The sequence below is a fragment of the Arthrobacter sp. NPDC057009 genome (genome assembly GCF_042673905.1).
Classification (GTDB): Bacteria; Actinomycetota; Actinomycetes; order Actinomycetales; family Micrococcaceae; genus Arthrobacter.
On the sequence record NZ_JBHUSB010000016.1, the window covers coordinates 96453 to 121296 of the forward strand.

The 24844-nt window shown below is 66.1% G+C and carries 20 protein-coding genes and 1 pseudogene; 11 read left to right on the forward strand and 10 right to left on the reverse strand.

Annotation, left to right across the window (positions count from 1 at the left end; all coding sequences use genetic code 11):
• Nucleotides 1–88 precede the first annotated feature (88 nt).
• Nucleotides 89–892 (reverse strand): polyphosphate--glucose phosphotransferase, encoded by an 804-nt coding sequence (gene ppgK, locus ACFTR6_RS16425; protein WP_377958648.1) that lies wholly within the window; start codon nt 890–892, stop codon nt 89–91.
• A gap of 81 nt (nt 893–973) precedes the next feature.
• Nucleotides 974–1852 (reverse strand): type I methionyl aminopeptidase, encoded by an 879-nt coding sequence (map, locus tag ACFTR6_RS16430; protein WP_377958649.1) that lies wholly within the window; start codon nt 1850–1852, stop codon nt 974–976.
• Between the two features lie 125 nt (nt 1853–1977).
• On the opposite strand from map, the gene ACFTR6_RS16435 reads away from it, so the two are divergent.
• Entirely contained in the window at nt 1978–2142 is a 165-nt protein-coding gene (locus ACFTR6_RS16435) for an SPOR domain-containing protein (protein WP_140416644.1), read from the forward strand.
• A gap of 15 nt (nt 2143–2157) precedes the next feature.
• Here the strand turns inward: ACFTR6_RS16435 and panB are convergent, their stop codons facing one another.
• Nucleotides 2158–3063 carry a 3-methyl-2-oxobutanoate hydroxymethyltransferase gene (gene panB, locus ACFTR6_RS16440; RefSeq protein ID WP_076798007.1) on the reverse strand — a complete coding sequence of 302 codons (906 nt, stop codon included), beginning with the start codon at nt 3061–3063 and terminating at the stop codon, nt 2158–2160.
• A gap of 242 nt (nt 3064–3305) precedes the next feature.
• Here panB and glnA (ACFTR6_RS16445) point away from each other — a divergent pair, with 242 nt between their 5' ends.
• From glnA (ACFTR6_RS16445) to ACFTR6_RS16475, 7 genes are all read left to right on the forward strand, one after another.
• A complete protein-coding gene (gene glnA, locus ACFTR6_RS16445; RefSeq protein WP_076798006.1) occupies nt 3306–4646 on the forward strand; it encodes a type I glutamate--ammonia ligase in 1341 nt (446 codons plus the stop codon).
• A 9-nt stretch (nt 4647–4655) separates the two neighbouring features.
• Nucleotides 4656–7667, forward strand: a complete 3012-nt coding sequence (locus ACFTR6_RS16450) for a bifunctional [glutamine synthetase] adenylyltransferase/[glutamine synthetase]-adenylyl-L-tyrosine phosphorylase (protein WP_076798005.1) — start codon at nt 4656–4658, stop codon at nt 7665–7667.
• Nucleotides 7668–7688: 21 nt separating this feature from the next.
• Nucleotides 7689–8114, forward strand: coding sequence for a VOC family protein (locus ACFTR6_RS16455; RefSeq protein WP_377958650.1), 426 nt, complete (start codon nt 7689–7691; stop codon nt 8112–8114).
• 6 nt (nt 8115–8120) lie between these two features.
• Nucleotides 8121–8636, forward strand: coding sequence for a GNAT family N-acetyltransferase (locus ACFTR6_RS16460; protein WP_076798003.1), 516 nt, complete (start codon nt 8121–8123; stop codon nt 8634–8636).
• 283 nt (nt 8637–8919) lie between these two features.
• Nucleotides 8920–9375, forward strand: coding sequence for a hypothetical protein (locus tag ACFTR6_RS16465; RefSeq protein ID WP_377958651.1), 456 nt, complete (start codon nt 8920–8922; stop codon nt 9373–9375).
• Nucleotides 9376–10041: 666 nt separating this feature from the next.
• Nucleotides 10042–10665: a hypothetical protein gene (locus ACFTR6_RS16470; RefSeq protein WP_157365084.1), complete on the forward strand. Its 624-nt coding sequence runs from the start codon at nt 10042–10044 to the stop codon at nt 10663–10665.
• A gap of 1057 nt (nt 10666–11722) precedes the next feature.
• On the forward strand, nt 11723–11950 hold the full coding sequence (locus ACFTR6_RS16475) for a tyrosine-type recombinase/integrase (RefSeq protein ID WP_377958661.1): 228 nt from the start codon (nt 11723–11725) through the stop codon (nt 11948–11950).
• A gap of 119 nt (nt 11951–12069) precedes the next feature.
• On the opposite strand, the gene glnA (ACFTR6_RS16480) is transcribed toward ACFTR6_RS16475, so the two are convergent.
• The gene (gene glnA / locus ACFTR6_RS16480; protein WP_076797997.1) at nt 12070–13494 is read right to left on the reverse strand and encodes a type I glutamate--ammonia ligase; all 1425 of its coding nucleotides are present in this window, start codon (nt 13492–13494) and stop codon (nt 12070–12072) included.
• Between the two features lie 316 nt (nt 13495–13810).
• Here glnA (ACFTR6_RS16480) and ACFTR6_RS16485 point away from each other — a divergent pair, with 316 nt between their 5' ends.
• Nucleotides 13811–14248 (forward strand): RDD family protein, encoded by a 438-nt coding sequence (locus tag ACFTR6_RS16485; RefSeq protein ID WP_377958652.1) that lies wholly within the window; start codon nt 13811–13813, stop codon nt 14246–14248.
• A gap of 21 nt (nt 14249–14269) precedes the next feature.
• Here ACFTR6_RS16485 and ACFTR6_RS16490 read toward each other — a convergent pair.
• From ACFTR6_RS16490 to lipB, 4 genes and pseudogenes are all read right to left on the reverse strand, one after another.
• Nucleotides 14270–14581 (reverse strand): annotated as a pseudogene (locus tag ACFTR6_RS16490) (DUF3817 domain-containing protein); the annotation flags it as partial.
• 132 nt (nt 14582–14713) lie between these two features.
• Nucleotides 14714–15466, reverse strand: a complete 753-nt coding sequence (locus tag ACFTR6_RS16495) for a DUF4191 domain-containing protein (RefSeq protein WP_087874073.1) — start codon at nt 15464–15466, stop codon at nt 14714–14716.
• An 88-nt stretch (nt 15467–15554) separates the two neighbouring features.
• Nucleotides 15555–16574: a lipoyl synthase gene (lipA, locus tag ACFTR6_RS16500; protein ID WP_377958653.1), complete on the reverse strand. Its 1020-nt coding sequence runs from the start codon at nt 16572–16574 to the stop codon at nt 15555–15557.
• The gene (gene lipB, locus ACFTR6_RS16505; RefSeq protein ID WP_076797993.1) at nt 16571–17239 is read right to left on the reverse strand and encodes a lipoyl(octanoyl) transferase LipB; all 669 of its coding nucleotides are present in this window, start codon (nt 17237–17239) and stop codon (nt 16571–16573) included. The genes lipA and lipB overlap by 4 nt, the downstream gene beginning before the upstream one ends.
• A 243-nt stretch (nt 17240–17482) precedes the next feature.
• On the opposite strand from lipB, the gene ACFTR6_RS16510 reads away from it, so the two are divergent.
• Entirely contained in the window at nt 17483–19471 is a 1989-nt protein-coding gene (locus tag ACFTR6_RS16510) for a protein kinase (RefSeq protein WP_377958654.1), read from the forward strand.
• A 58-nt stretch (nt 19472–19529) separates the two neighbouring features.
• Here the strand turns inward: ACFTR6_RS16510 and ACFTR6_RS16515 are convergent, their stop codons facing one another.
• Nucleotides 19530–20423 carry a TIGR01777 family oxidoreductase gene (locus ACFTR6_RS16515; RefSeq protein ID WP_377958655.1) on the reverse strand — a complete coding sequence of 298 codons (894 nt, stop codon included), beginning with the start codon at nt 20421–20423 and terminating at the stop codon, nt 19530–19532.
• 73 nt (nt 20424–20496) lie between these two features.
• Here ACFTR6_RS16515 and ACFTR6_RS16520 point away from each other — a divergent pair, with 73 nt between their 5' ends.
• On the forward strand, nt 20497–24108 hold the full coding sequence (locus ACFTR6_RS16520) for a S41 family peptidase (protein ID WP_377958656.1): 3612 nt from the start codon (nt 20497–20499) through the stop codon (nt 24106–24108).
• 98 nt (nt 24109–24206) lie between these two features.
• On the opposite strand, the gene ACFTR6_RS16525 is transcribed toward ACFTR6_RS16520, so the two are convergent.
• Nucleotides 24207–24635: an OsmC family protein gene (locus ACFTR6_RS16525; RefSeq protein WP_377958657.1), complete on the reverse strand. Its 429-nt coding sequence runs from the start codon at nt 24633–24635 to the stop codon at nt 24207–24209.
• Nucleotides 24636–24844: the final 209 nt, after the last annotated feature.

Sequence of the window (24844 nt, forward strand, 5' to 3'; positions counted from 1 at the left end):
TCCGCACCCGTTGTGGGCGGCGCTGACGAAACGCCGAAGGCGGCAGACATCCTGTCTGCCGCCTTCGGGCTTGCTGGGGTAAGCGGGTCTATTTCGCCAGCTCGTGCTTGACGGCGATCTCCAGGGCAGCGCCCACGATGCCGGCCTCGTTCTTCAGCTCAGCAGGAACGATCGGCGTGCGCAGCTTCAGTCGCGGCAGGTACTCGTCGGCGCGCTTGGAGATGCCGCCGCCGACGATGAAGAGCTCGGGGGAGAACAGGAACTCGACGTGGGAGAAGTAACGCTGCAGCAGGACGCTGTACTCTTCCCAGCTGAGGCCGTCCCGTTCCCGGGCTACTGCGGACGCCTTGCTTTCGGCGTCGAAGCCGTCGATTTCCAGATGGCCGAGTTCGGCGTTAGGCACGAGGTGGCCGTTGAAGATGAACGCGGAACCGATGCCGGTGCCCAGCGTGATGACCAGGACAGTGCCGCCGATTCCGGCGCCTGCACCGTACCGGGCTTCGGCCAGGCCGGCCGCATCGGCGTCGTTGATGACCTCCACCGGCCGGCCAAGGCGCGCCGTGAGCAGCGCATCAATGTCCGTGTTGAGCCAGCTCTTGTCCACGTTGGCGGCGGAGTGGACCACGCCGTGCTGGATGATGCCAGGGAACGTCACGCCGATGGGGCTGTCCGCAGCCGGCGCGTCGGGACGTGCCGAGAGTTCCTCGACGACCTTGGCCACGACCTCGATCACCGCTTCCGGCGTGGCCGGCTGCGGGGTTGCCAAGCGGAAACGATCGCCGATCAGCTTGCCCTTCTTCAGGTCTACGATGCCGCCCTTGATTCCGGTGCCGCCGATGTCGATACCGATCAGCGGGGCGTTCTTGCGGGTCTTTTCGTCCTTCTTGGCCAATGGGATTCCGTTCGTGGCAGGGTAGGGGCTCGGGTTGGGCAAGGGTGAATTGCCCTCAAAGACGCGGGCGGTCGCCTGGCGTCAGGGAAGGGTAAGGATTTCGGCACCTGATTCGGTGACGAGGAGCGTGTGTTCGAACTGCGCGGTGCGCTTGCGGTCCTTGGTTACTACGGTCCAGTCGTCGGCCCACATGTCCCATTCGATGGTGCCGAGGGTCAGCATGGGTTCGATGGTGAACACCATGCCGGGCTCGATCACGGTGTTGTAGGCGGGCGCGGCGTCATAGTGCGGGATGATCAGTCCGGTGTGGAAGGCCTCGCCTACGCCGTGGCCGGTGAAGTCGCGGACAACGCCGTAGCCGAAACGCCTGGCGTAGGACTCGATGGCGCGGCCGATGACGTTGATCTGGCGGCCGGGGGCAACGGCCTTGATGGCACGGTTGAGGGACTCCCTGGTCCGCTCAACCAGCAGCCGCGACTCCTCGTCCACATCGCCCACCAGGAAGGTGTGGTTGGTGTCGCCGTGGACCCCGCCGATGAAGGCGGTGATGTCGATGTTGATGATGTCGCCGTCCTGCACCACTGTGCTGTCCGGAATGCCGTGGCAGATCACTTCATTCAGCGAAGAGCACAGCGACTTGGGGAAGCCGCGGTACCCCAGCGTGGACGGGTACGCGTTGTGGTCAAGCAGGAACTCGTGGCCGACGGCGTCCAGCTGGTCGGTGGTGATGCCCGGCCGGATGTGCTTGCCCACCTCCACGATGGCCTGGGCTGCGATCCTGCTCGCCACCCGGATTTTCTCGATGGTCTCGGGTGACTTGACCTCCGAGCCCGTGAATTTGGCCGGGCCTGGCTTGCCGACATACTCAGGCCGCGGGATCGACGCGGGAACCGGCCGCTGCGGGCTGACGGTTCCCGGCGTAAGCGTGCCGGTGGGTGCGGTCGAGGCTAAGGAAGGCATAGATTGATCATATAAGGCAGTACAGAACGCCATGTAAATTAATGCGCCCGGTGCCAGCCGTTGCGGGTTAAGTTACGTGGATCACGGCCCCGGCCTGCTGTTAAACCGGAAAGCGAGGAATCCCGATGCCCGAGTACTGGTACAACGTCAAGACCCACATGGTGGAGGAAGACGCGATGTCGGACTGGACCCAGCTGATCGGTCCGTACAAGACGCGGGAAGAGGCGGAACACGCCCTCGAGAAGGTCAAGGCCCGCAATGAAGCCTGGGAAAAGGGCGACGAGGACTGAAAGGAACTCCCGCTTTTAGAAGGAGTGTTCCGGCCCGGGGAACTGTCCCGAGCGGACGTCGTCGCCATAGGCCCTGGCGGCGTCGCCCAGCATGGTCCGGAGATCCGCGTACTGCTTGACGAACTTGGCCATCCTGCCGCCGCGGAGGCCCGCCATGTCCTGCCAGACCAGAACCTGGCCCGTGGTGGCGTTGCCCGCGCCGATGCCGATAGTGGGCACGGGGATGGCGGCGTCCACGGCCTTTGCTGTTTCAGCAGGAACCATTTCCATGAGGACGCAGAACGCGCCGGCGTCGGCCAGCGCCGCGGCGTCCTCAATGAGGCGCGCGGCGTCGTCGCCCCGGCCCTGCACGCGGTAGCCGCCCAGGGAATGCTCACTCTGGGGCGTGAAGCCGATGTGCGCCATGACCGGAATTCCGGCCTGGACCATCGCCCTGACGGTGTCAGCGTAGAACTTGCCGCCCTCGAGCTTCACGGCGTGCGCGAGGCCCTCCTTGAGGAAACGCACGCCGGTGGCAACGGCCTGCTGCGGCGACACCTCATAGCTGCCGAAGGGGAGGTCCGCCACCACCAGGGCCCGTTTGGCCGAACGGGTGACCGCACGGCACAGCGGCAGCAGTTCATCGACGGTGACGGGCAGGCTGGTCTCGTTGCCGAAGACGTTGTTGGACGCGGAGTCGCCCACCAGCAGGACCTCGATGCCGGCCTGGTCGAAGATCTCAGCCGTGTACTGGTCGTACGCCGTGAGCATGGCGAAGCGTTCGCCGCTGGTTTTGGCCTGCTGCAGGTGGTGCGTGCGGATCCGGGAAAGGGGCTTTTTGGCGGGTTCCGACGCCGGTGCCGCAGCTGCTGCGGGGCCGTTCCCGTAAGGTGCAGGTACTTCAGCGGACGTGCTTGGATCGGGACTGCTGGTTGAGGCCATGCCAAGAGCGTAGTCCGCGACCCGCTGTGCTAGCCACCGGGCGCCACGGGATCATGGGTGATTCGTGTCATAGCCGGTTTGCCTGTCCTTGGCTTGCCGTTCACCGTCCGCGTGTTAACGCTGTGTTACGCGGTGGAGCCCGGCCAGCATTACACCTAAATGCTTAGTAAAGTGATTCGTGAGCTGCCGCTGCTCCGTTGTGGACGGACCAGGGCATGGATGCAGACCGGAGAAGAGGCTTAATGGACCGCCAGCAAGAGTTTGTCCTGCGCACGATCGAAGAGCGCGACGTACGCTTTGTGCGCCTGTGGTTCACCGACGTCGTGGGCTCGCTCAAGTCGGTGGCGCTGGCACCCGCCGAGGTCGAAGGTGCCTTCGATGAGGGCCTTGGCTTTGACGGCTCAGCCATCGAGGGCCTGGCCCGGGTCTTCGAGTCGGACATGCTGGCCCAGCCGGACCCGTCCACCTTCCAGATCCTTCCGTGGCGCGGCGAGACGGAGCAGACGTCCCGCATGTTCTGCGACATCCTTACTCCCGACGGCGAGCCCTCCGCGGCGGACCCCCGCAACGTCCTCAAGCGCACCCTCGCCAAGGCAGCCGACATGGGGTTCACGTGCTACACGCACCCCGAGATCGAGTTCTACCTGCTCAAGTCGCAGGAGCCCGGCCCCGACGGATCACCCATTCCGGTGGACGAAGGCGGCTACTTTGACCACGTGCCCGGCGGCGTGGCCCAGGACTTCCGCCGCACGGCCGTGACCATGCTGGAATCCGTGGGCATCTCCGTGGAGTTCAGCCATCACGAAGCCGGCCCCGGCCAGAACGAAATCGACCTGCGCTACGCCGACGCCCTGCAGACTGCGGACAACATCATGACGTTCCGCACCGTCATCAAGGAGGTGGCGCTGCAGCAGGGCACATACGCCACGTTCATGCCCAAGCCCTTCACCGCGCACCCGGGTTCCGGCATGCACACGCACTTCTCGCTCTTCGAAGGTGACACCAACGCCTTCTTCGAGGCGGGCGCGGAGTTCCAGCTCTCCAAGACGGCGCGCCAGTTTATCGCGGGCATCCTCAAGCATGCCCCCGAGTTCACGGCGGTCACCAACCAGTTCGTGAACTCCTACAAGCGCCTCTGGGGCGGGGGAGAGGCGCCCAGCTACCTGAGCTGGGGCCACAACAACCGTTCCGCCCTCGTCCGGGTCCCGCTGTACAAGCCCGGGAAGGGACAGTCCGCGCGGATCGAATACCGCGGCATCGACTCCGCTGCCAACCCCTACCTGGCTTACGCGGTGCTTCTGGGTGCGGGACTGAAGGGCATCGAGGAAGGCTACGAACTGCCCGCCGCGGCGGAGGACGACATCTGGTCGCTGAGCTCCGCCGAGCGCCGGGCAATGGGACATGACCCCCTTCCCGCCAGCCTGCATGACGCAATCCGTGCCATGGAGGACTCCGAACTGATGCCGCAGATCCTGGGTGAACAGGTCTTCGAGCACTTCCTTCGGAACAAGCGCGCGGAATGGCAGGACTACCGCCTGCAGGTCACCCCCTATGAGCTGCAGCGCAACCTGGCCATTCTGTAGGCGGCCGCGGTGAGCTTGGCCCGCCGGCTCATTACCGCCGGCTTCAGTGACCTGGAGAAGGGGGAGCGGTTCCTCGCCGCCCCCGAGCTGGAGGGCATTGACCAGGATGTCCTGTTTGCCGGCCTGCAACTGGCGGCCAACCCGGATGCCGCCCTGCAGTCGCTTGTCCGGCTGATCGAAAAGCACCCCGACCTGCGGAAGCTGGCAGCGGCGGACACGGACGTGAGCGAACCGCTGTACCGGGTCCTGGGCGCCAGCGAGGCCCTTGGTGAGTTCCTGATCAGGCGTCCGGAGCACCTGGACGCGTTCAGCGTGAACGCCAGTCCGGAACCGCTCCCGGCAGACCCCGCCGAGCTGCGCGCCCAGCTGCTCAGGTCCGTCCGCGCCGACCCCAGCGCCGCCCGTCCGGTGGCAGGCATCGCCGGCCCGGAGGCCTATGAGGCACTGCGCACCGCGTACCGCCGGGGCGTGGTGGACCTCGCCGTCAAGGACCTCTGCGCCGCTGACCCGCTGGACTTCATGCCCGCCGTCGGTGCCGAACTTGCCGACCTGGCAGGGGCCGCCATCGAGGCCGCCCTCGCGGTCTCCCGCGCTGAAGCGGCGGAAAAGTTCGACGCCGGCGAGGTCGCCGACGTCGCACTGTCAGTGATCGGGATGGGCAAGTGCGGTGCCCGCGAACTTAACTACATTTCCGACGTCGATGTCATTTACGTGGTGGAGGCAGGGGAGCTGGACGACGCCCGGGCCAACACCATCGGCACGGCGCTGGCCTCCGGCATCTCGCGCGCCATTTCCTCCCCGGCCCGTGAACCGGGCCTGTGGGAAGTTGACGCCAACCTCCGCCCGGAGGGTAAGTCCGGCCCGCTGGTCAGGACGCTCGCCTCACACCAGAGCTACTACGCCCGCTGGGCGGAAAGCTGGGAGTTCCAGGCACTTCTGAAAGCCAGGACCATTGCGGGTGACGCAGAGCTGGGCGCCCGGTACGAGGAGGCCGTTTCACCGCTCGTGTGGACCTCGGCGAGCCGGGACGGATTCGTGGAATCTGTTCAGGCCATGCGCCGCCGGGTGACCGAACACATCCCCCCGGCCGAGGAACAGCGGCAAATCAAGCTGGGCCGGGGCGGGCTGCGCGACGTTGAATTCACCGTCCAGCTGCTCCAGCTCGTGCACGGCAAATCAGACGAATCGCTCCGGCGCCGGGACACGACGTCGGCCATCGCTGCGCTCTCGACCGGCGGCTACATCGGCCGGGCGGACGCAGCCGAATTCGACCGCGCCTACCGGTATCTGCGGCTCCTCGAACACCGCATCCAGCTTTTCCAGTTGCGCCGCACCCACCTGATGCCCGTCAAAGAGGAAGCCCTCCGGACCCTCGCCAAGGCGGTGCTGGGACCGTTCTCCACCGACCGGCCCCACCCGGATGCGCTGCTGGCCGCGTGGCAGCGGACAAAGCGCTCGGTGCGCGAACTCCACGACCGGATCTTCTACCGTCCGCTCCTGAACACGGCCGCAAAGCTCAGCAGCGAGGATGCGCGCCTGACGCCGGAAGCCGCGCAGGGCCGGCTCGCGGCGCTCGGTTACCGGGACCCGCAGGGCGCCCTCCGCCACATCGAGGCACTGACGGGCGGGGTCAGCCGACGGTCCGCGCTGCAGCGGCAGCTGCTGCCCATCCTCCTCGGCTGGCTGGCCGAGGGCGTAGACCCCGACGCCGGGCTGCTCGCGTTCCGCAGGATCAGCGAGTCCCTCGGCACAACCCACTGGTACCTCGGCATGCTCCGCGACTCGGCCGCAGCCGCCGAACGGCTGTGCCACATGCTCTCCAACTCGCGCCTCATCGCCGACCTGCTCGAAGTATCGCCGGAATCAGTGTCCTGGCTGGGAACGGACAAGGACCTGACGCCGCTCAGCTTCGAGGCCCAGTGGGGCGAGATCGCCTCCAAGATGTCCCGGCACGCCGACCCGGAAAGCGCCATGCGCCTCATCCGGCTCATCCGCCGCCGGGAAATCCTGCGGATCGCCATCGCGGACAGCGCCGGGCTCCTCGCCCAGGACCAGGTGGGGGAGGCGCTGGCCGAAACGGACCGGGCCGCCATCCTGGGTGCCCTGCGGGTGGCAGAAAACATTGTCTCCGCCGCCGGCCCGCTGAAGACCTCGGTGCTGGTGGTGGCCATGGGCAGGCAGGGCGGGCAGGAGATCGGCTACGGGTCAGACGCCGATGTCCTGTACGTCCACCGTGCGCTGCCCGGTGCCTCCGACGACGAAGCCCAGCAGCAGGCCGCCAAGATCGTGGCCCACGTGTCCAGCCTCCTGACGCAGCCGCTCAAGCCGGCGATCATGGCTGAGCGGGTCCTGGCCGTCGACGCCGACCTCCGCCCGGAGGGCAAGAGCGGCGCCATGGTGCGGTCGCTGGAGTCCTACAGCGAGTACTACCGCCGCTGGTCGCTCATCTGGGAAGCGCAGGCACTGCTCCGTGCCCGGCCGATCGCCGGCGACGACGGGCTCGCGGCCGACTTCGTGAAGCTGATCGATCCCATCCGGTACCCGGAGACCGTCTCCGACGCGGATGTCAGGGAGATACGGCGCATCAAGGCACGGGTTGAGTCCGAGCGGCTTCCCCGCGGTGCCGATCCCGCCAGGCACCTCAAACTGGGGCGGGGCGGCCTCAGCGATGTGGAATGGCTCGTTCAGCTGCTGCAGCTGCAGCACGCCGGAAAACATCCCGAACTGCGGACCACATCCACACTGAAGGCCCTCCGCGCGGCTGCGTCACTCGGGCTGCTGGAAGACGGTGACGCCGCCCTGCTGGCCGACGCGTGGCGGCTCGCCAGCCGGATCCGTTCTGCGAACGTGATCTGGACGGGCCGCGCCTCCGACCTGCTGCCCTCGTCCCGCCGCGACCTGGAGGCCGTGGCCAGATGGTGCGGCTACGAGGAAGGGATGGCCACGGCGTTCGAGGAGAACTATCTGCGGGTGAGCAGGCGTGCCCGGGGGGTCTTTGAGAAGGTCTTCTACGGCCAGTAAACCGGTGCTAGGTTTGGGCGCATGGCTACCCAAATCTTCATGAACCTGCCCGTCAAGGACCTCGACCGGTCCACGCGCTTCTTCACCGCCCTGGGCTTCACGTTCAACCAGGACTACACGGACGAGAACGCCACGTGCATGGTGATCAACGACGACGCCTATGTCATGTTCCTCGTGGAGAAGTTCTTCAAGACGTTCACCTCGAAGGAGATTGTGGACGCAACCTCGGCCCATGAAGCCATCATGGCCTTCTCCGTGGACAGCCGGGAGGCTGTGGACCAGATGGTGAGCAAGGCCTTGGCAGAAGGCGGAACAGAATCACAGCCGGTGCAGGATTACGGCTTCATGTACAGCCACAGCTTCCAGGACCCCGACGGGCACCTGTGGGAGGTCATGTGGATGGATCCGGCAGGCCCGCCCGCGGACGGGACGGCACCTGCTTCCTGACAGCGTATGTGTCCGGACGTATGGCTCATTCCATTGCGCGACCTGGATGCCGATGCCCGGGCCATCCAGCTGGGTGCGGTGGCGGAACTGGAACTCGCCCCTGGCCAGCAGGAGTTTGTGGGCGACCCCCTGCGCATGATGCTGGCGGGGCTCGAGGACCCGTCCCGCAGGCCCTATGTCATCGAGGCCGGCGGCAGGGCAGCCGGGGTGCTGACCCTGCAGTCGGGGGCAGCCCGCCTCGCGGGCTGGCCCGACGACGACTCCGCATGGCTGCTGCGCGGGTTCCTGATCGACAGGCGGCGGCAGGGCCAGGGCCTGGGACAGGCGGCAGCCTCAGCGGCGGTGGCGGCGGCCGCCAAACTGACAGCCAGGCTGGGAGGCGGGCAGGCCGGCGTCGTGCTTTCAGTCAACGAGCACAACCCCGCCGGGCAGGGAGCGTACTTGAAGGCGGGTTTTGCCGACAAAGGCGCCTATCTGGGCAGCGAGGCCGGTCCGCAGCGGACCATGTACGCCGCCTTCTGACCGTCGAACCTGCCCGAAAACACCGCCGGAACGTTGCGCCGGCACGGGGGCGTGCCTACGCTGGGTCTTGGCAGTGCACTTCAAACCTTGTTGGGGGGAAGGCTTGAAAGGGTCTTCGTCTCGGAGGCACTCGCCGGAACAGGCTGGCTCCCGGTCTCAGCACGCCTGGAGCCAGCTTTCGGCGCACCAACGGCGCCAGGATGAGGATCACGCACGGGCGCGCGCGAAGGGAAACGGTGCCCGCAGGCTCAGGAGGGCAGAGCTGCTCCTCATCGGGGCAGGCGTGGCCGCCACGCTCATCGCGGCGGCCTACCAGTACCTCGGCATCAGGAGCACCTTGGAAAGCAGCACCGCGTCCTCCCTCTATGCCCAGCAACAGGAAATCGACAGGATCTTCGTGGACAACGTGGACCTGCAGCCCTACTTCTGGCACCGCCAGGAGCTGCCGGACGCGGCGGCGATCCGGGATCCTGCGGCGAAGCAGGAGGCACAGCAGCTGGCGGGCCGGGCCGAAGCGACGGCCCACCGGATCCTGGATCACTTTGCCCACCTGAAGTACCAGATGGGAACGCAGGCCTTCACGTCCGAGAAGACGGACTGGGAGGCGTACATGCGCCGGAGTTTCGCGGACTCACCCGTTCTGTGCCGCGCGCTGCGGGATGACCGGGAGGCCTTTGGCGGCACCGGTCCGGACTCGCTCTGGGGACGGTACGCAGCCGAATCCTGCCGGGGTGCATAACCGGAACGTGGCGCATAGCCGGGAAAAATAGTCAGACGAGTCAGACCAGACGCCGTAGTAGAGCTCGAACTAAAACAACCTGGTTGGCTGTTGTCGGATGATGCCGCATACCGCTAGATTCCGCGGTTTTTGTTGTTGGCAATGGTTGTTTGATTTCGACGGTTTGCGGACTTCTTGCGGACTTTTTGCGGACTCTCTGCGGACTAGAGGTGATCTTTGCCGCTATTCCTACGGGCTCGGTTTGCCCGTGTCCCGACACGCGGCGTCCTCCGCGGTTCAGGCACCGGCTGCTTATATAGGGCGTGGATAACTTCAATGTCCGCCTCAGAAAACTTAAGATCCGTGCCGATACGGTGATGCGACCAAGGCTTTTCTTTCAGGTGCCGATAAGCCGTGCTGCGGCTAATACCCAACATTCGAACAACATCGTCAAGGTTCCACAACACCAGATGCGCCGGGTACCTGCCCCTCCGCCCATCATCCCTACCAGGCTCAGGAACTGTGCTTGTCGTGTCAGGGGTATCTGTCATGGGTAGATGCTAACCGGCGGTCGAGTCACCCATCCAGACAGCGGGTTCCCACGTTCGACCGTCAATAGGCCCAAGGTCCGGCAATGTCCTCTCGTATTCATTCCGGTAAATCCGTAACGGGCTTATCCTTTTCACTATGAGTTCAAGCGATAAATCGCTCGACTCAGGGACGCCGGGGGGCACGAAGTCGAGTAAAGACAGAAATCCGGCCCTGTGGGGTTTGATTGGGGTCTTAGCTGGCTCCCTCATCAGCGGAGCCTTCTCTGTAGTCAATGCACAGATGGCTTACCAAGCGAGCGAAAACGCCGCGAACCGGGCACAGCAGTCCACTGAACGAAGCATTCAGGAAGAGAACAAGCGGAAACGTGATGAATTTCTGAGGGATCAGCGTGCGACTTCTTACAAGGAATTCCTGACGAACTCGAGGTTGTTTGAGGACGCACAACTGGACTATCTGTATGCCCTATCGCACCAGGAGACCCACAATGTGAACGCCTACCTAACTGAACTGGAAGTGAAGAACAGGCAGTTCGTCAATTCGGCATGGGGTATGGAATTCTTTTCCCCACAGGATCTTCAAGATACGGCGAGGGCGCTGACGACCGAGCTGTATGAGCGGTACCTGATGCTGACAAACTACAACGGATCGAGCGCTCAGTTCCAGGCGCTGACAGACCGCGTAGACCGAAACGGACGGGTAAAGATCGTGGAACTACGTCAGAAGTTCGCCGATAACGCTAGCAAGGTCCTGTCGTCCTGAGCCACCGGCCGGGCTAATAGTGCGGTGCACCGCTGCGCACGTCTACTCTGGCAGGAATCCGGGGAGCCGCTTTCCCCATTGGATGGAGCGTAGTTCGGGCGGGCATTGGTGATATTGGATGATGTCCCACTCCGAGGCTGTGAGGCGGCGAACGTTGGCCGCGGGGATCCAAGCCGAGTGGTAACGCCCTCGTCATCCTGCCACCGGGCAGTGACCTGGTTTGGTCCCCAGCGCATAGCCTCCGCATACACCTTGACGCTGCCGCCGCCCTTCAGCGGAACAGCAGCCTCCACCCTCGGCCAGTGCCCATACTCCCAAGAACGAATGTCGGCACGGTCACCCTCCACCTCCGGCGCCAGAAAGTCATACTCGACGCCGGCAAGGGAAACATGGGCATGAACCCAATACATCCGCGTCGGCGGCCCATGTTCCCTAGCAGCCGCGGGAGCGCTGCAACGTCCTGTTTCACCACGCCACATTAATGATGCTTTCGGGAACGTGCGCTGAAGAGTGTGCGGCCATCCGAGGTCAAGGCGTGGACGGCGAAACTCAGTGCCGAAGGTCTGGCTGATTCTACGGTGTACGCCCTGCACTCCCGGATGGGGCAGCTTTTTTTCTGATGCCGTCCATGACGGGCTGCTGCCAAAGTCGCCGTTGAGTCGGCGCACGGCGCCGAAGGCCGGAAAACAGAGGCCGTATGTCGCCACCACCGAGCAGGTGTGGGCGTTACATGATGCGATGCCGGCTGGTCAACGTCCCGCCGTTCTACTAGCCGCGTTCGCAGGGCTTCGCGTTGCTGAGGCCGTGGCGCTGCGTGTTTCCGACGTGGACTTCATGCGCGGACTTATCTCACCCGCCATTCAGTATCCCGGCGTGGAGCTCAAGACTGAGGAGTCCAGGACGCCAATCCCGATCCCTCAGATTCTGTGCCTCGAGCTGTCGGTAAACCATGTGAAGTGGGGGAGCGAAACGCTCGTTACCGACGAGTGGGGAGCGGGCCCTGTCGCCGTACCGCCTCGAGCACTATTTCCGAGAGGCGCGGGCAACTGTCAAAGACCTGCCGGAGGGCTTCAGGTTCCACGATTTTCGGCACTACTTCGCTTCACTGCTTATTGCCCAAGGCCTTGACGTGAAGGTTGTTCAGAAGAGCCTGCGACATTCATCGGCAAAGACCACGCTGGACACCTACGGGCGTATGTGGCCCGATAAGGAGGAATCCGCCAGAGCGGCTGTCGCCAAGGTGCTAGGGGAGCGGCTGAACTCACGGAGTGAGCAGCGGGCATAGGCGCATGCGGGGAAGTAAAAAGGCCGGCTTCAGGTGGTGAAACCTGGGGCCGGCCTTTTCTGTAGCGGGATTCTTGCGGACTGCCTGCGGACTACGGCCGCTTTAGCCGCGTGATCTAGCTAGACGCCGTAGTAGAGCTCGAACTCGTAGGGGTTCGGGCGCAGCGACAGCGGGCGGATCTCGTTCTCGTACTTGTACTCGATCCAGGTGTCGATCAGGTCCTGGGTGAACACGCCGCCAGCCTGCAGGAACTCGTTGTCCTCGCGCAGGGCCTCCAGGGCTTCCTCGAGGGTGCCCGGAGCCTTGGGGATGTCCTTGGCTTCCTCGGCGGGCAGCTCGTAGAGGTCCTTGTCGATCGGAGCCGGGGGTTCGATGCGGTTGCGGATGCCGTCAATGCCGGCCATCAGCTGGGCAGCGAAGGCCAGGTACGGGTTGGAGGACGGGTCCGGAGCGCGGAACTCGATGCGCTTGGCCTTCGGGTTGGAACCCGTGATCGGGATGCGGATACCGGCGGAGCGGTTGCCCTGCGAGTACACCATGTTGACCGGGGCCTCGAAGCCCTTGACCAGGCGGCGGTAGGAGTTGACCGTCGGGTTGGTGAACGCGAGCACGGCGTCGGCGTGCTTCAGCAGGCCGCCGATGTACCAGCGGGCGGTGTCGGACAGGCCGGCGTAGCCCTTCTCGTCGTAGAACAGCGGCTCGCCGTTGCTCCACAGCGACTGGTGGCAGTGCATGCCCGAGCCGTTGTCACCGAAGACCGGCTTCGGCATGAAGGTGACGGACTTGCCCCAGGCGTCGGCGGTGTTCTTGATGACGTACTTGAACTTCTGCAGGTCATCAGCCGCGTGGGTCAGCGTGGTGAACTTGTAGTTGATCTCGGCCTGGCCGGCGGAGCCAACTTCGTGGTGGCTGCGCTCAACCTCGAGGCCGGCCTCGTCCAGGGCGACACACATGGCGTCACGCAGGTCGGCCTGCTTGTCGGTCGGGGAAACCGGGAAGTAACCGCCCTTGACGGGGGTCTTGTAGCCCAGGTTGCCGCCCTCTTCTTCGCGGCCGGTGTTCCAGTGGGCTTCTTCGGAGTCGATCTTGTAGAAGCTGCCCTCGGGGGAGGACTGGTACTGGACGTTGTCGAACACGAAGAACTCTGCTTCGGGAGCGAAGAACGCGGTGTCGGCGATGCCGGTGGAGGCGAGGTAGGCTTCAGCCTTCTCTGCCACGCCACGGGGGTCGCGGTGGTACGGGTCGCCCGTGCGGGGGTTCACGATGGAGAAGTTCAGCGCAAGGGTCTTCTCCATGCGGAAGGTGTCCAGGAACGCGGTGGTGACGTCCGGGATGAGCTGCATGTCAGACTCGGCGATGCCCTGGAAGCCGCGGATGGAAGAGCCATCGAACAGCTGGCCGTTGACGAAGAAGTCGGCGTCCACGCTCTTGGCGGGCACGTTGAAGTGCTGCTGAACGCCGGGGAGGTCGGTGAAGCGGATATCGATAAACCGAATGTCTTCATCTTTGATGAACTTGAGGACTTCGTCCGCAGTCTTGAACATCTATGCTCCTTACGCATATGTAATAACTGGCTGAAAAGCCAAGTGGTCCGGCGCAATCCACGGGGCGGAAGCACAAAAGTGCCCCGCTCCCGGCTCGCTGGCAACTGTTACCACCCTAGGGATTCGGGATTTCCCGTCCGTGTCCACATTGTTTCCGGCAGGTTACAGAACCTCCTGATATGTAAACGCTATACGGAGTCCACACTGTGGTCCACGCCCATCCAGAGTGTGAACGTTCCCTGCCGCCGGCGCCTGGGTAACAGGACCGCAGGCGCTTGGGTAAACGAGGCCGCACGTGGCTCGCTAAACTTGGTAGGTGGTAGATCGCAAAGACATCGGTTCGTGGCTCACCGGACCGGACACTTCCGGCATTTCCAGGTACCCCGGGGAACGCCTGGGCTTCCCCGAATCAGGCCCCGGATCCATGGCCCGCGCTGGCCGCAGGATCCTGGCGATCATCATTGACTGGACCATTGCCCTGCTGATCAGCAACGTGTTCCTGTCGGGCAACTCCATGGCCACGCTCGCCGTATTCGCAGTTGAACAGATCCTGCTGATCGGAACCCTCGGCTACAGCATCGGCCACCGTGCCATGGGCATCCACGTGGTGAAGCCGGACGGCTCAGCGGCCGGCCCGCTGGCCGCCCTCGTCCGCACCGTCCTGCTCTGCCTGGTGATCCCTGCGGTCATCTTCGACCCCGACCAGCGCGGGCTCCATGACAAGGCCATGAACACGGTCCTCGTCCGCATGTAGCTGGTCCGCATCCAGCTGGCGGGCCGAGAGGTGCCCGCGGCGGAGCGCCCACCGCTCAAACAGGACCGTGGCGAAGGGGAAGACTGCGGAGAGGCCGGCAAACAGCGCCACGACGAATGGCCAGCGCTGCAGCCGCCACAGGACGAGGGCCGCCACGCTGTAGCCGATGAACAGTGCACCGTGCACGGGTCCGGCGATCTCCACGCCGAGTTCGGTGGTCTTGGCGATCCATTTGAAGTACATGCCGACCAGAAGGGCGGCCCAGCTAAAGGCCTCGGCGACCGCAAGCAGGCGGAACGCACGGATGACGGCGGACGGGGACGGGAATTTCACAGGAGGCTCCGGCTTCTGTAGTTGCTGGGGTCTGGCTGGTTTGCAGCATTTGGTTCAAATGGAACCTGCCGCTCAAAGGAAACGCCCCGGGGCCGGCGCAGATGCGGCGGCCACCGGGGCGGTTCAGGCGGATTAGCGTCCGCGCTGGGGGCGGGCCTTGTAGGGGTCCACGCCCTTGGGGATCGGAAGGCGGGTGCCCAGCGATGAAATGCGCTTGGACACGGCGCTGACCTCGGTCTTGGTGAGCTCCTTGTTGAGCTTGTTCATCTTCTTCGCCACCTGGCTGATGGGGACCTGACCCTCACCGCGCCCTGTTTCGATGACGTGGATGGTGACGTTGGGAAGGATGCGGGCCAGCTTTTTCCGCTCGCCTTCGATCAGCGGGCGCACGCGATGCGTGGGTCCCTCACTAACGAGGATGACGCCGGGACGCCCGATCGCGCGGAAAACGGCGTCCTGGGTCCGCGGGTTCACAGCCACGGGCTGCTCCTCGGTAATCCAGCCCCGCCGGAGCGTGCCCAGCGCGGCGCCCGAGGCACCCGGCTGGTTCTCGATCTGCGCAAACGCAGCACGTTCGGCCCGGCGCGACAGGATCAGCGTGGCCGCCAGGAAACCAAGCGGGATGCCGATGATCAGGCCCGTGATCCAGTTGTCCAGAAGGAAGCCGACGAGGAAGCTGACGGCGACGACGCCCAGGAACGCCAGCAGCATGAGCCACGGAACCATGGGGTCGTGGCGGCGGGTCATGTTGAAGACCTCGCGGATCTGCTTGAGCCGGCTGGGCTTCTTCGCCTTCACGGTTTTGGGCTTGCGCCCGAAAAGTCCGCGCTTGGAGGCGTCAGCGGCCGCAGGAGTGTTGTTGCTGGAGTCAGGGGATTTCGCCATAGTGCCTTAATTCTACGTGATTCACGACAAAGGGCCGGACGCCGGAATGTTCCGGTGTCCGGCCCCTGACCGTGGGAAATGCCTGGTGCTACTGGTGCGCCGCCAGCAGGGTGCTGGCTTCCTGGCGGGTGGTTCCGGAGTCCTGGATGCCCTCGGCGATGTGGGCGAGTTCGGCGGGGATGTCGCGGCCTTTTTTGCGCATGGCGGTGGCCCAGAGCCGGCCGGCGCGGTAGGAGGAGCGGACCAGGGGCCCGGACATGACGCCAAGGAAGCCGATCTCTTCGGCTTCGTGCTGCAGGTCCACGAATTCCTGGGGCTTGACCCAGCGGTCCACGGGCAGGTGCCGCTCACTCGGGCGGAGGTACTGGGTGATGGTGATCAGGTCGCAGCCGGCCTGGTGCAGGTCGCGCAGGGCCTCGGAGATCTCCTCGCGGGTTTCGCCCATGCCCAGGATGAGGTTGGATTTGGTGACCATGCCCAGGTTCCGGCCCTGGGTGATGACGTCCAGGGAGCGTTCGTAGCGGAACGCGGGGCGGATGCGCTTGAAGATCCGGGGCACGGTTTCGACGTTGTGCGCGAACACCTCAGGTTTGGAGTCGCAGATCGCACGGATGTGGCCGGGGTTGCCGGAGAAGTCGGGGATGAGCAGTTCGACGCCGGTGCCGGGGTTCAGTTCATGGATCTTGCGGACCGTTTCGGCGTAGAGCCAGACGCCTTCGTCCTCGAGGTCGTCGCGGGCGACGCCGGTGACGGTGGCGTACCGGAGCTGCATGGACTGCACGGAGCGGGCGACCTTGGTGGGTTCGAACCGGTCCACGGGGGAGGGTTTGCCGGTGTCGATCTGGCAGAAGTCGCAGCGGCGGGTGCATTCGGAGCCGCCGATGAGGAAGGTGGCTTCCTTGTCTTCCCAGCATTCAAAGATGTTGGGGCAGCCGGCCTCTTCGCAGACGGTGTGCAGGCCCTCCTTTTTGACCAGGTTCTTCAGGCCGACGAATTCCGGGCCCATCTGGACCTTGGCCTTGATCCAGTCCGGTTTGCGTTCCACCGGGGTGGCCGCGTTGCGCTGCTCGATCCGCAGCATTTTCCGGCCTTCTGGTGCCAGGGTCACAGGAGAGCTCCTTCGGGGGTTGCAACTAGGGCGTCTTCATTGTTGCGCAGTTCCTCGATGATCCGCGAAACGAGATCGGCCGGGGACACATCGCGGCCCGTTTCCTGGGCGATGGTGGTCACACCGGCATCCGTGATTCCGCAGGCGATGATCTGGCCGTAGGGTGCGAGGTCGTTATTGCAGTTGATGGCGAATCCGTGCATAGTGACGCCCTGGCTGACCCTGATTCCGATGGCGGCGATCTTGCGGTCGGGACCCTTGGCATCCGCCTCGATCCACACACCTGCGCGGCCCTTGATCCGGACGGCAGCGATGCCGTAGTCAGCGAGGACCGCTATGATCACGGCCTCCAGGCGCTCCACATAGTCACGGATTCCGGCCTTGTTCTTCAGCTTGATAATCGGGTATCCGATGAGCTGGCCCGGTCCGTGCCAGGTGAGCTTGCCGCCGCGGTCCACGGGAACCACGGGGGTGCCGTCGAACGGCCGCTCATGATCCTCTGTCAGTTTTCCGGCCGTGTAGACGGCGGCGTGTTCGAGGAGGAGTACTGTGCTGGGGGCCTTGCCGGCCAGGACATTTTCATGGATTTCGCGCTGGATGTCCCAGGCGTGGCTGTAATCGACGAAATCCGGGGCAAGACCGAGCTTTGTGAACTCAAGAGTCATGCATTCCAGCTTAGACCTCAGCCGCCATCCTGCCCGATAGTGTGCCCAAGCTCTCACCCTGTTCCCGGTCACATTCCGCGCCATCCCGGGTGCCGGGCAAACGGCCAGGTCTGCCTGTGGATAACTTCTGCAGGAAATGCGGCTTTCCGGTACTCCTTAACCATGGACCAGCAGAACTTGGAGCATCACAATCCCGAATGCACCGGCCAGGAGAGCTTCAGCCCGGAAAGCCAGAGAGCGCAAATGCGGGTTCCGTCGGGGGAGGCGCCTGCTGTCGAGGGCTACTCCGTCTGCCGCCGGTTGGGCCACGGCGGCAATGCCGAAGTGTGGCTGGTCTCGCAGGACTCCACAGGAGTGAAGCTGGCCCTGAAGTGCTTCGGCAGGCCGGCAGGCAGCGAGGGATCCAGCACTCTCGAAGCCGGTGGCGGAACCGCCCGCGAGGAGGATGTCCGCCGTGAACTCCTGGTGATGTCCGTCCTGGACCACGAACACCTGGTTAAGGCCTACGGCCTTGTCAGAACCGGTGAACCCCAGGAGGGCAGCTTCGGGCTCCTGATGGACTATGCCGCCGGGGGCTCCCTCCAGCAGCTGGTCACCGCGAGGGGCCGGTTGGGCGTCGGCGAGACCGTCACCGTCCTGACGCCGATCGCGCAGGTTCTGGGCTATCTGCACGGCAAAGGGTTCACTCACTCCGACGTGGCACCCGGCAACGTTCTCTTCACCGCCCACGGAAAGCCTCTGCTGGCCGACCTGGGTGTCGCGCGGATGGTGGGCGACGCCTCCGGAGTTCCGGACCAGCGTACTGACGGCTTCGCGGATCCGGCTCCGTTGGATGCGGTCCGGGCAGGACTCCAGCCGGGACGCGACGTCTACGCGGCCGCTGCACTGGGCTGGTACTGTCTCACCGGCCAGCCTCCACCGCCGTCAGCGGCCAGGCCGCCGCTGTCCCTGCTTGTTCCGGAAGTCCCCGCCGAGCTGGCGGCAGCGCTGGAGGCGGGCCTCAGCGATGACCGGCGGCAACGTCCCGCCGCGGGTGAGTTTGCCAGGGCCGTGTACTGCAGCGCGGCCGCGGTCCCCGTAGACCTGTCCCGTTCAGTGCATGACACCGTCCTGCCAGAGCTGCTGACGCGACGGCCCCTCCCGCCGCCCGGTGGACGGCTCCGGAACTGCCTCCACTCCTGGGCCAGACGGCTGAAGACCACAGGCTGGGTCAGGGCCGTCATCCGGCTGTCGCCGCGCGGCGAAACCGCGGTTCCCTTGCCACCGCTCCCGCGTGCGGTGGCAAGGGAATCCGGGTCCGGGTCTGCCCGGCTCAACCAAGGCGTTGGGCACGCGACCGGCCGGCGGGACGCTGTCAGCCGGGCAGCCAGACACACTGCAGCCAGACACACTGCTGGCAGAGAGACTGCAACCAGACTTGCTGCAGGCAGACACATAGCGGTCGGGCACTCCTCCGCTACGCGCTCCTCCGTCAGGCATTCATCCGACAGGCGCTCCTCCGTCAGAGACAGCGCAGAGAAGCGAACCACGGACAGCACGGCGTCTGTCGCTTCGCCCGCACGGGTCCGCAGGACCGTCGGCGCCGGGCGCCGCAGCCGGCGGCTGGCCGTGGCGGGCGGTGCGTGTACGGCGGCGGTACTTTCCGGCGCCGCACTTCTGGGACTGCCTGGCGTGGAACTGCCCGGCGCTGCACAGCAGTCAGGCCCAGTGGCGCAGAATCCGGGCCCGGAAACCGGGCAACCAGCCGCCAGCGGCCAAGGCGTCCTTCCGGCTGGCGGCCCCGGATCCCCGCAGGGCGCTGTGCAGCAACAAGCCGGCGTCCCGGATGACGTACGGCGGCAGCTCGCGGCAAAGGATCCCGTCGAAGCGGTGCGCGGCCTGGCGGAGCTGCGTTCGTTGGCGCTGCGGGACGGCAGGCTGAACTGGCTCGACGACGTCAACGCACCGAACACCCCTGCCCATGCCGCGGACCGGGCAATCCGCACACGTCTCGAGAGATCCGGAACAGTGCTTGCCGGGTTCAGGACCAGCCTGACCGGTCTCCGCCGCCTGCCCGAAAGCACGCCCACAAGGGCGGTGGTGGCCGCGACATCGTCGGCGACGGGCTACGAGGAGCAGGGAGTGGACGGCGGAGTCGGGGCGACGGGCGCACCGCAGCAGGCTGTCCGGCTGCGGCTGGTGCTTGTCCAGGTGGAGGGGCGCTGGCGCATCGCGGATATCCTCGCGGACTGAGTCGGCCTGAGGCGGGCTGAAGCGTCCTGAAACAGAAGGCGGACTGGCAGCGAAGGGACTACTTGTCGCTGGCCACCCAATCGGCGGCACTCGCGATCGACGGATGCTGCCAGGTGAACCCGCTGTCCTGGAGCAGCGTGGGCTCGATCCGCTGGCTGGCGAGCAGGAGTTCATCCGCCAGCTTGCCCATGACCAGGCGCAGCGCCGGGGCCGGCACGCGCAGCAGGGCGGGACGGTGGAGCGCCCCTGCCAGGGCGGCCACCAGGGTGTTCACATCCGAGGTTTCCGGCGCCGCCACATTCACGGGGCCCGAGGTCCCGGATGTCAGGAGGAACCCGAACGCGGAGCTGAGGTCGGGGAGCGTGATCCACGGCCAATACTGCCGGCCGCTGCCCAGCGGTCCGCCAATGCCGGCCCGCAGCAGGGGCAGCAGGCGGCCCAGGGCTCCGCCGGACCTGCTCAGCACCACGGCGGTCCGTGGCGTTACCACGCGGACGCCTGAGGGGGCTTCGTGGGCTGCCGCTTCCCACTCCACGCAGATGCGCGCCATGATGCCCTGCCCTGCAGGGGCGCTTTCCGTCAAAAGGTCGTGGCCGGCGTCGCCGTAGTAGCCCGCCCCGGACTGGCTGATGAAGGTCAGCGGCGGGGAGTCGAGGCGGCGCATGGCTGCCGCGAGCGTGCGGGTGGGGTCGAGCCGTGAACGGAACAGCTCATCGATCCGGTGTGGCGTCCACGGTCTGGCGCCGATGTTCGCGCCGGAGAGGTTAATGACGGCGTCGGCTCCGTCCAGGCAGGCCGGATCCAGGGTTCCGGTGGCGGGATCCCAGGGGATCTCCGACGGCGACGACGGCGCCCGGCGGACCAGCCGGACGACGTCGTGCCCGTCTGAGGAGAGGCGGGAAGAGAGTGCGGTTCCAATGAGCCCGGAGGCGCCGGCCATGACGATGCGCATGATCCATCTCACCATGTCCGGCACGGCGGGGCACTTCCCGGATGGCCAGGCGCACCTTGACTATGATCGAACGATGACCTCTTCGAGTTACCTCCGGTTCCCTCATGTTCACGGCGATCTGGTCACGTTTGTGGCCGAGGACGACGTGTGGATTGCCCCCATCAGCGGCGGCCGTGCGTGGCGTGTTTCGTCGCTCCAGCTTCCGGCCCGCAACCCGCGCTTCACGCCGGACGGAAAGAAGCTGGTCTGGACGGTCGTGCAGGGGACGGCCCCGGAGGTGGTCATTGCCGACGTCGACGGCGGGGGATACCGCCAGCTGACCTTCTTCGGGCACAGCACCACCCGCGTCAAGGGGTTTACGCCTGCCGGGGACATCGTGGTCACCAGCGCCTTCCGCCAGGCCGAGAGCCGCCACACCCACGCCTACCGGCTGTCCACGGAGGGAGGCTGGGCTGAGGAACTGCCGCTGGGACCGGTCGAGTCCGTGGCGTTCGGCCCGGAACTCGGTGACGAAAAGCCCGTGGTGGTGGGCAGCGTGCTGTCCCGCGAGCCGGCCTGGTGGAAGCGCTACCGTGGCGGCACCGCCGGAAAGCTCTGGATCGACAGTGACGGCAACGGCGAGTTCGAGCGGCTCCTCCCGGAACTCGACGGCAACCTCGCCGACCCCATGTGGGTGGACGGGCGCATCGCCTTCCTCTCGGACCACGAAGGCTACGGCAACCTGTACTCGGTCCTGCCTGGCGGCGGGGACCTGCGGCGCCACACCGACCACGAGGACTTCTATGTCCGCCACGCCGCCACGGACGGCAAGCGCGTGGTCTTCGAATCGGCGGGTGAACTCTGGCTGCTGCATGACCTTGGATCGGACGCTGTCCGGCTGGACATAACGCTCGGATCGGCGTCCCAGGGCCGCCGTCCTGCGCTCCTCAAGGTCTCCAAGCACCTCGGTGACGTGCGGCCGGACACCAAGGGGGACGCCAGCGCGGTGGAGTCCCATGGAACAATCCACTGGCTGCGGCACAAGGACGGCCCGTCCCGCGTGGTCGAGGCTACGGCAGGCGTGCGCGCCCGCCTGCCGCGTCCCCTTCCGGACGGCCGCATCGCCTACGTGGCGGATCACGACGGCGATGAAGCCCTTTTCATCCGGGAAGTCGCCCCGCAGGTTCCTGCCCACGATGGCGCGGCCGGCGCTGCAAAACCGGCCGCAGCTGTCAATGCCGGCGCTGCCGCCGGGACTGCATCCGCCGGTGTCCAGCAGGAGGCAGTGTCCCCGCCCGTGTCCCTGCCCAGGCCCGTTTCCGCCGCCGGCATAGCTGGGCCAGGTGCCGCCGGTGCCCGCGCCACTCATCCGGTGGCCGATGACGCCGCCGCCGACCTCGCTCCCGCGGAGGCAGCAGCCGGGACCGCGGCCAGCCAGGCCACCGGCAGTGTTGCGGCCGGATCAAGCCCCTTCACGGTCCGGTTCCCCAAACCAACACGGGCCAGTGCGATGGAAGCCAGCCCGGACGGCCGCTGGCTCGCGGTCGGCACCGCGTTCGGGGACGTGTACATCGCTGACACCCGGGACGGCACGCTGACCGCCGTAACCAGCATCGGCGAGGGCAGCATCGAGGACCTCGCGTGGTCGCCGGACTCCGCTTGGCTCGCCTGGTCCGAACCCGTGACGTCATTCGGGTCGCGCAGCCGCCTGCGGCTGGTCCGCGCCGCCGCTGCGGAGGCCAAAGCCGCCGATGCCCAAGCCACTGATGCCAAAGGCACTGACGGCCAGGCCGGGAAGCCAGCGATCGTCGAGGTGACGGACGGGCGCTTCCGGGACGAATCGCCGTCGTTCTCCCCGGACGGCAAGTTCCTGGCCTTCCTCTCCAACCGCAGTTTTGATCCCGTGTACGACGGCCATTCCTTTGACTTGTCCTTCCCCAGCCCGATCAAGCCCTACCTCGTGGCCCTGGCAGCGGACACCGCCTCGCCGTTCGGGCCCAGCGTGGCGCTGCCAGACGGCGCCGACGGGGAGGACGAGGGAGCAGTTCAGGCTGACGCGGCCGCTGAGGGGCAGCCCGTGCCCGCCGTCAGGGTGGACGCAGAAGGCCTCGCCCACCGGGTGATCAGCGTCCCGGTCCCGCAGGGGAATTACTCCGCCCTGGCCGCCGCCGACGGTGCGCTGCTGTGGCTCGACAGCGCCCTCGCCGGAGTCACCGGGGAGGGCAGGGCCAGCCTGGAGGACAAGAACGCCGCCCCGAGCCTGGTCCGCTTCGACTTGGCCAAGCGCAAGACCACCACCCTCGTGGAGGCCCTGCAAAGCTACCGCCTCTCCGGCGACGGCAAGAAGGTGGTCCTGGTCCACGACAAGCAGATCCGGGTGGTGCCCTCGGACGCCAAGGCCGACGAGGACTCCGGCCAGGTGGTCAAGGTGGACCTGACCCGCATCCGCGTCCTGATGGATCCGCTCAGCGTGTGGGGGCAGGCGTTCGACGAGGCGTGGCGGCTGCAGCGCGACTTCTTCTGGACCGAGGACATGGCGGGTCAGGACTGGGATTCCGTCCACGCCCGCTACCGTCCCATCGTGGACCGGCTCGGATCCTACGACGACCTCGTGGACCTGCTGTGGGAGCTGCACGGCGAACTGGGCACGTCGCACGCCTACGTGCGCCCTGCGGCTGCCACCGAAAACGGCAGCAACGGCCAGGGCCGGCTGGGCGCCGACCTCGCGTTCACCGGCGAAGGCTGGGAAATCGAACGCATCCTGGCCGGCGAATCATCGGACCCGCTGGCCACATCGCCCCTGACCCGGCCGGGCGCCGACGCCAAGGCAGGCGACGTCCTGTTGGCGATCGACGGCGTGCGCCTCACGGATTCGCTGACCCCGGCCATGCAGCTGGTGGGCGCGGCCGGGCGTGCGGTGGAGCTGACCATTCGCAACGGCGCCGGCCACGGCCCGGCAGCGGGGGAGCAGCGTCGCATCGCCGTCGTCCCGATCAGGGATGAGGAGCGGCTCCGGTACCAGGACTGGGTCAATGCCAACCGCCGCACGGTGCGTGAGGCATCCGACGGCAAGTTCGGCTACCTGCACATCCCGGACATGCTGGCCAACGGCTGGGCGCAGCTGCACCGGGACCTGGACACCGAGACGGCGCTGGACGGCCTGATCGTGGACGTCCGCCGCAACCGCGGCGGGCACACCTCCCAGCTCGTGGCCGAACTGATCGGGCGCAAAGTGACCGGCTGGAGCATGCCCCGTGGCGAAAAGCCGCGGACCTATCCGCACCACGCCCCGCGCGGTCCCGTCATCATCCTCGCCGACGAATTTGCCGGCTCCGACGGCGACATCATCACCCAGGTCTCCAAGCTGCGGGGCATCGGCCCTGTGATCGGCACCCGAACCTGGGGCGGCGTCGTCGGCATCGATAACCGGTTCACCCTGGCCGACGGGACCGGCGTGACCCAGCCCCGGTACGCCACCTGGTTCGGCGGAGGCGTGGGCTGGAGCGTCGAAAACCACGGCGTCGCTCCCGACATTGAGGTGACGTTCCCGCCGCACGCCTACGCGGCCCGCCAGGACCCGCAGCTGGAATCCGGCATCACGGCGCTGAAGGAGATGGTGCAGGAGCTGCCGACGGACCGGCCGCCGGCCCGTGAGGGCTACCGCCGGCTGCGCCCGGCTCCGCTGCCGGCCCGCCGGCACAGCTAGAAAAGCCGGCACAGCCAAAAAAGCGAAGGCCCTGTTCCCCACTGGATGCACCAGCGGGAACAGGGCCTTTCTGATCCCGAAAGACCTGGGACTTAAGATCAGGAGGCGAGCGTGGCGTCCAGGGTGATCTCGATGCCGGTCAGGGCCTGGGATACCGGGCAGCCCTTCTTGGCAGATTCCGCGATGCGCTGGAAGTCCTCCTCGGAGATGCCGGGGATGCGCGCGTTCAGGGTCAGGTGGCTGCCGGTGATGCCGGTGCCGGGCTGGAAGCCGACCTCTGCCTTGGTGTTGACCTCTTCCGGGGTGAAGCCGGCCTGGCTCAGCTCGTGGCTGAAGGCCATGGAGAAGCAGGCGGAGTGCGCCGCAGCGATGAGTTCTTCGGGGCTGGTCTTGCCCTCGGCCGCCTCGGTGCGGGCCTTCCAGGTGACATCAAACGTGCCGAGGCCGGAGCTGTCCAGCGTGGTGTTGCCTGAGCCCTCAACCAGGCTTCCGGTCCATACAGTGTGCGCGTTGCGTGTTGTAGCCATGTCACTCCTCAACGTTGATTCGATCCGGGGCCGGCACCTGCCGAGCCCCGCCGCTACCAATCCTATGGATTCGGTGCCGCCCTTGCACGGGTTGTCCGCTGTCAGAGGATTATGACCGGACGCGCCCAAACGACGACGGCGACGCCCCCGCGGAAGGGGGAGGCCCCCAGGGCGGGGTTGGAGGCCGGCACATACGGGCAGATACAAAC

Coding starts and splice junctions, on each gene's coding strand:
- map (WP_377958649.1), bottom strand. CDS start 1,852: ATGCCTTCCTTAGCCTCGACCGCACCCACCGGCACGCTTACGCCGGGA.
- ACFTR6_RS16435 (WP_140416644.1), top strand. CDS start 1,978: ATGCCCGAGTACTGGTACAACGTCAAGACCCACATGGTGGAGGAAGAC.
- panB (WP_076798007.1), bottom strand. CDS start 3,063: ATGGCCTCAACCAGCAGTCCCGATCCAAGCACGTCCGCTGAAGTACCT.
- glnA (WP_076798006.1), top strand. CDS start 3,306: ATGGACCGCCAGCAAGAGTTTGTCCTGCGCACGATCGAAGAGCGCGAC.
- ACFTR6_RS16455 (WP_377958650.1), top strand. CDS start 7,689: ATGGCTACCCAAATCTTCATGAACCTGCCCGTCAAGGACCTCGACCGG.
- ACFTR6_RS16460 (WP_076798003.1), top strand. CDS start 8,121: ATGTGTCCGGACGTATGGCTCATTCCATTGCGCGACCTGGATGCCGAT.
- ACFTR6_RS16470 (WP_157365084.1), top strand. CDS start 10,042: ATGAGTTCAAGCGATAAATCGCTCGACTCAGGGACGCCGGGGGGCACG.
- glnA (WP_076797997.1), bottom strand. CDS start 13,494: ATGTTCAAGACTGCGGACGAAGTCCTCAAGTTCATCAAAGATGAAGAC.
- ACFTR6_RS16495 (WP_087874073.1), bottom strand. CDS start 15,466: ATGGCGAAATCCCCTGACTCCAGCAACAACACTCCTGCGGCCGCTGAC.
- lipB (WP_076797993.1), bottom strand. CDS start 17,239: ATGACTCTTGAGTTCACAAAGCTCGGTCTTGCCCCGGATTTCGTCGAT.
- ACFTR6_RS16510 (WP_377958654.1), top strand. CDS start 17,483: ATGCGGGTTCCGTCGGGGGAGGCGCCTGCTGTCGAGGGCTACTCCGTC.
- ACFTR6_RS16515 (WP_377958655.1), bottom strand. CDS start 20,423: ATGCGCATCGTCATGGCCGGCGCCTCCGGGCTCATTGGAACCGCACTC.
- ACFTR6_RS16520 (WP_377958656.1), top strand. CDS start 20,497: ATGACCTCTTCGAGTTACCTCCGGTTCCCTCATGTTCACGGCGATCTG.
- ACFTR6_RS16525 (WP_377958657.1), bottom strand. CDS start 24,635: ATGGCTACAACACGCAACGCGCACACTGTATGGACCGGAAGCCTGGTT.